Raw genomic sequence first — 6,588 nt, 5'->3', positions numbered from 1 at the left:
GGCAGCTCCAGAGCCAGAGTGATGCTGGCAGGGTCCGCAGCCTCAGCAGTCAGAGCGCCCTCTTCGCCAGCCACAGCCTCGGCCTCGTCAACAGTCACCTTCACGGTGTTGTCGGCGCTGGGAGCAGTGGCGGTAACAGTCAGGGTGTAGGTCTCGGTGGTCTCGCCGTCCTCGGCAGTGACAACGATGGTCACAGGCTCGGTGACGTTGATCTCAGCGCCCTCGTAAGCCTCGCCGTTCACGGTGAAGGTAGCGTTCTCGCTGACCTTGATGGTCAGGGTCTGCTTGGTCAGGTCAGCCTCTTCGCCCAGGTTGACAGACAGCTCGGCGCCATTGATGGCAACCTCGGTCTCGCCTACGCTCAGGCTCTCGATTTTGGCCTCTTTGCTGGCCTCGCCCTTGGTGGCGGTCAGCGTGTAGGTCTTCTTGGTGGTGCCGTCCTCGGCAATCACGGTGATGGTGATGCCCTCCTCGGCGGACAGGTCGTACTCAGCAGCGGGATCGAAGTCCTCGCCGTTTACCTGCACCTTGGACAGAGTGGAAGCGGTCTCAAAAGCGAGAATCTGCTTCTCGGCGTTGGCAGAGTAGGGCAGAACGATGGTCCACTTGGTCTCGTCCTCAGCGTCCTGCTCAGCCTGGGCCTTGCCGGCGGTGATGCCCTTCAGGCCAGCGTCGGTGTTGGCAGGAGCCATGGTGATCTTCAGCTTCCAGGTGTCGCTGTTCTTGCCGTCCTCGGCAGTAACCTTCAGCACAACGGAAGCGTCGGCAGCCAGGTCGAGAGCGGTCTCGCCAACCACCAGCTTGTTGTCGCTGTTCAGGTAGATCTTGGTCGCGCCCTTGGTCTCGGCAGAGCCCTCGTCAGAGGTGACCTTCACATCGCCAATGGTCAGGGTAGCCTTGGGGCTGACCTTATGATTCAGGGTGAAAGCCTTGTCGGCGTTGCCCTTGTAGCTGGCGGGAATGGTCAGGGTCAGCTCATGAGAAGCGTCCTTCACGTCGCCGGTGAGGGCAACGTTGGTATCCAGGGCGCTCTCAATGCTGATGAGCTCGTAGCCGGTCTCGGGCTTCTCGACTACGGCAATCAGGGTGTACTCGTTGGCAAGAGCCTTAACATTAGCGATTCCCTTGTCAGTATCAGCACTGGGAGACTTCTTAAGGCTCCAACCATCAATGGTGTTCCAATCGGACTCACTGAAGACCTGCAGCTTAGCGCCCTTGGTCTCATCGACATTGCCATCGGTTCCAATAGCCTCGGTCCAAGTGCCGCCAACAGCAATGGAACCGCTGATTTCTTTGCCAGGTTTTGCAATAGTAGAAATCTTATCACCATCGTTGGCAATATTTTCGGGCAGCTGAGCTATTACAGCGAAATCGCTGATCGCCAGCTCGGAGAACTTGATGCTCGCGGTCTCGCGGGCGGTGTAGGGCAGGTAGACCTTGATGACCTTGTTATCGCGGTCGATCTCGGTCTTGTAGGTATTGTCAGCGGTCATGGACTTCCGGTCGGCGGCAGTGGTCATCTCAGCAGAGGTGATGGAATTGCCGGTGCCGGGATTGGCAACCTTCAGGATAATGGAATAATCAACGGGATTCACAGCCTCGGCGGCGCTGGTGCCATGCCACAGACGGACAGTAGCAGCCTTTGCAGGGTTGGCGGTATCCTCAGGGGACAGAGCGTTATTAATCGCGCCGAACAGACCAGTGGCATCGTTGGCCACGGTCTCGCCGGAAACCAGCTCATTGGCACCAGCGAAAGCACCAGAACCAGCGGTGAAAGCTACAGAAGCGAAGCTGCTGGCCTCAAAGTCGACAACAGCAGTCTTCAGGCCGTCAGCATGGACCGTGCTGCCACTGCTAGTAGTAGACTTTCCATCGCTGTTGGGCACGACCAGGGTGATGGTCTTCGCGGTCTGGTCAATTTTGCCCTCGGCAATGGTCTCGCCAGCCTTCACCAGGTTGAACTTGCTCATGCTCATGGCGCCGGCAGTGCCTACGGTCAGGTTGATGGTGTACTGGGCCACATGGGCAGCGTTGCCATCGGGAGCAGTCACCTTCAGGTAGATGGTCTTGTCGGAGACGGCGACATTAGCCAGAGTGGCCTTCACGGCAGGGCTAGCTGTAACGGTAGCGGTCTGGCCAGCATCGCCCAGAACGTCGATTTTGGAGCCGGAAGCGGCCCAAACGTCAACAGACTTTTTCTCGCTCAGGTCAGTGCCAGCAGGCAGGGTCACATCGACAGTGGTTTTGCCCTCGTCGATGTTGACGACCTGGCCGTTGCCAACTTTAATAGCGGTGATAGCGGCGGTGGAGCTCTTCCTGGGAGCCTCAACCTGGATGTCGAAATCAACGCCACTGGTGTTAGCAGCGGTGTAGACCTTGACTTTGGTATGGTTTGAAGTAGTGGTATCCAAATTGGCTTTCAGGGTTTCAGTCGTGCTGCTGTTGTTGGCAAAAGCCACATTGGTAACATCAGACAACTTAGAACCACTAGCGATAGCAGCGGCAGAACCATTCTTCAGGGCAACACCGCTCACCGCTTTGTAAGTAATGGGCATATCATCCAAAGCACCAACGAAAGCGGCCTCATCAGCATACCCACCATAGGGCAGCTTGAAGGTGATTTTCTCGCTACCAGCGGTGGTGTCGATTGTGCCAACCACATCACCCAGCTTAATCTCGGTGAAGGTGGGCTCGATTTCAAACTTCACATCATACTTTTTCTCTGCGCCGCCCGCGTTAACGGTGAGCACCATGTCAGTGCTCAGGTCCAGCTCAGCGGTAGAGGTCTTGGGAACGAAGATGGCGGGGAGCAGGTTAGCCTTCATGTTATCAGTGAGAGCCTCAGCGGCCTTAAAATCACTGTCATCCTCACTATAAACCTGAGCCTTACCCTTATCATCGCCGCCCAACAGAACCTTTACGTTACCAGTTGTGGTGCCAGTACCATTAGTAGTGGCACTGGTTTCACTGGCAAACACAGCAGACTCGATAGCGGTCAAGTTGGTGCCCAGCTTCATTTTGATGGTGATGGTGCCGGTGGTTTCGTCAACCACAGGGGCGCCCACCATGTCGGTGATGTTCTGAACAGTCTTGATGCCGGTGTCGCGGCTGGCATAGGTGCGCGTCCAGTTGACCTCCAGCTCATAGGGCGTGGCGGAGGCAGGGCCTGCGCCAATGAGCAGCGTGAACTTGTACTTGCCGGTCTCGCCCACAGTGGCGGGCTTCTCGACAGCCTTGCTCAGCGCAATGGTCTTGGTAGCGCCAGCGTCCAGCTGGCTCTCGCCGTCCTCCTTCAGATAGACATGGGTGTTGCTGTCGCTCATAACAGCAGCCATGCTGACTGAAGCATTTTCAATCTGGCCCTCAGCCTGGGCCACATACTTGCTGCCGTCCCAGGTGGCAGAGTTGCCGCCCACGCGGATGGCCTGCACCCCTTCGGGCGCAGGAGCCGGCGCGGGCTCCTCAGCAGCAAAGGCGCTCATCGGAATCATTGCAGCGACCATGAGAATGGCCAGGAGCGCCGCAAGTGATTTCTTCAGAAACTTGCTTTTGTTCATGTTTTCAACCCTCTTAGATTTTAGATTCTCTCCGGCCCCTTCGCCGGGGAGTGGAAGTTAACTATATACTCGCATTCGTTTTTACGCAAAAGCTGTTGTGCGGGCCCGGGCGGATATGCTATAATATCCTGAGAATATTTCGACAGAGGGGAACCTGAAGGCGGCTTTCAGCAATGAGGCATCTTCAGAGAAAATCAACATGGGGGGATTGCATGAGAAGGCTGACAGTGGGTATTCTGGCCCATGTGGACGCGGGAAAGACCACGCTCTCAGAGGCTATCCTCTACCGGGGCGGGGCATTGCGGGCTCTGGGCCGGGTGGACCATGCCGACGCCTTTCTGGACACCCACAGCCTGGAACGGGAGCGGGGCATCACCATTTTCAACAAGCAGGCTGTGCTGACTGTGGGAGAGGTGGAGCTCACTCTGGTAGACACACCCGGCCATGTGGACTTTGCCGCCGAGGCTGAACGCACCCTACAGGTGCTGGACTGCGCCATTCTGGTGGTCTCCGCCCCCGACGGCCCCCAGGGCCACACTCTGACCCTCTGGCGCTTGTTGGAGAGCCGGGGGGTTCCGGTGTTCCTGTTCCTCAACAAAATGGACCAGCCGGTAGACCGGGAGGCTCTGTTGGAAAAGCTGCAGGGCAGCCTGTCCGACGCCATTCTGGACTATTCGGACTATGGCTCGGACCGCTTTTGGGAGCAGGCTGCTTTGGGGGACGAGGAGGCCCTGTCAGAATATCTGGAAACCGGGGAGCTGACGGAAGAGACCCTTCGGCGGCTGATATGCGCACGAAAATGCTTCCCCTGCCTGTTTGGCTGCGCTCTGCGGGCCCAGGGGATAGACGAGCTGCTGGACGCCCTCACCCACCTGGGACCCCGGCCGGTATGGGGGGAGGCCTTTGGGGCCCGGGTGTTCAAAATTACCCGGGACAGCCAGGGAGGGCGGCTGAGCCACATGAAAATCACCGGGGGATCTCTTCCGGTGAAGACTACCCTGGCCCTGCCCGGCGGAGAGGAAAAGGTGGACCAGATTCGCGTCTATTCCGGGGATAAATTCCGGTCTGTCACCACAGCGGAGGCCGGGGCAGTCTGCGCGGTGACAGGGCTCAGCTCTACCTATCCGGGTCAGGCCCTGGGCGTAGAGCCGGCAGGCCCCCTCCCTGCATTGGAGCCGGCCATCTCCTATAGTCTGATCCTGCCCGAAGGGGTGCAGGCCAACGCGGTGCTGCCCAAGCTCCGGCAGCTGGCAGAGGAGGACCCCCAGCTGCATCTGGAATGGAACGAGGCCCTGGGAGAAATTACCCTGCGGCTGATGGGCCGGGTGCAGGCTGAGATTCTTCAGCGGGTGATTCTGGACCGGTTCGGGCTGGAGGTGGAGTTCGGGCCTGGGAATGTAGTGTACCTGGAAACCATTGCCGGGCCTGTAGAGGGAGTAGGCCACTTTGAGCCCTTGCGCCACTATGCGGAGGTCCACCTGCTGCTGGAACCACTGCCCCGGGGCAGCGGCCTGGTGTTTGGCAGTCTGTGCTCAGAGGATGTGCTGGAACGGAGCTGGCAGCGGCTGATTCTGACCCATCTGGAAGAAAAGACCTACCGGGGGGTGCTCACCGGGTCGGCTATCACGGATATGAAGATCAGTCTGCTCATTGGCCGGGCCCATGAGAAGCACACCGAGGGGGGCGACTTCCGCCAAGCTACCTACCGGGCAGTGCGGCAGGGTCTGATGAAGGCCCGGAGCGTTCTCCTTGAGCCCTGGTATGCCCTGCGCTTGGAGCTCCCCTCCCCCACCCTGGGCCGGGCTCTTACAGACATTCAGCGCATGGGGGGCCAGGCCGGAGAGCCGAAAGCGGTGGGAGAGGAGACCATTCTCACTGCCAGCGTACCCGTTGCGGCTTTTGGGGACTATGCGGCGGAGGTGGCGGCTTATACCAAGGGCCGGGGCCGGGTGTCCTGTACAGTAGAGGGCTACCGCCCCTGCGGCGACCCGGAGGCAGTGACCGCCCGCATAGGCTATGACCCGGACCAGGACACAGAGGACCCGGCAGGGTCGGTGTTCTGCTCTCACGGGGCCGGGTACTATGTCCCCTGGGACCAGGTGGAAAAGCATATGCACCTGCCCGCCTGCCGTCTGCCGGAGCCGGAGAAGGAGGAGGCTCCCCCGCCCCCTTTTCCCGAAAGGGGCGGGGCGGCCCCTCAGGCTGTGCCGCCGAAAACCGGCTTGGAGCAGGACGCGGAGCTGCTGGCCATTTTTGAAAAAACCTACGGCCAGGTAAGGCCCCGGGACCTTTTGCCCAACCGGGAGCGGAACAACGGGCCGGAGAGCTCTGGCGGCAGAGTGGAGCTTCCTCCCGCCGGACCGGAGTATCTGCTGGTGGACGGCTACAACATGATTTTCGCCTGGGATGACCTGAACGCCATTGCCCGCCAGGACCTGCAGGCCGCCCGGGAGGCGCTGATGGACATTCTCAGCAACTACCAGGGCTATAAGCAAAACCGGCTGATTCTGGTGTTTGACGCCTATAGGGTGCCCAGGGGCACGGGCTCGGTGAGCCTATATCATAATATCCATGTGGTCTACACCAAAGAGGCGGAGACAGCGGACGCCTATATTGAAAAGGCCAGCTACCAGCTGACCAGAGAGAACCGCCGGGTGCTGGTAGCCAGCGCGGACTTTGCCGAGCAGCTGATCATTCTGGGCCACGGAGCCCTGCGCATGTCTGCCCGGGAGCTGCGCATGGAGGTGGAGCGGGTGCAGGGGGAGATTGCGGCGATTCTGCGGGAGAAGCGGGCGGCGCTGCGGGGAGAGACCGTAGGCGACGCCATGAAAAGAGCCAGTCAGACCGCCTCCGGCCCCCGGGGAAAAAGGAAGCCGGAGGGAGGCGGCAATTAAGGCATCCTGCTGAGAATGAGGAAAGATGATTGTGGTAATTGAACAATTTGTGGGAGAGCGACCCCCGTTGAAATGATGGTTATTGACAGTCAACCCCTGATGTGGTACAATAAAACCAGTCAAATCATCATCAGGAG

At 59.4% G+C, this 6,588-nt stretch carries 2 protein-coding genes; one reads left to right on the top strand and one right to left on the bottom strand.

From position 1 onward, the window contains the following. On the bottom strand, window positions 1-3,557 hold a 3,557-nt coding region (locus ACTO5E_RS03485), incomplete at its 3' end, for a cadherin-like beta sandwich domain-containing protein (protein WP_482301605.1). Between the two features lie 212 nt (window positions 3,558-3,769). On the opposite strand from ACTO5E_RS03485, the gene ACTO5E_RS03480 reads away from it, so the two are divergent. Further along, window positions 3,770-6,451: an NYN domain-containing protein gene (locus tag ACTO5E_RS03480; RefSeq protein WP_482301603.1), complete on the top strand. Its 2,682-nt coding sequence runs from the start codon at window positions 3,770-3,772 to the stop codon at window positions 6,449-6,451. Window positions 6,452-6,588: the final 137 nt, after the last annotated feature.

This window comes from Acutalibacter sp. (assembly GCF_056800975.1).
Note: the sequence above shows the minus strand (reverse complement) of the source record. Positions and strands in the feature narration are given on the sequence as shown.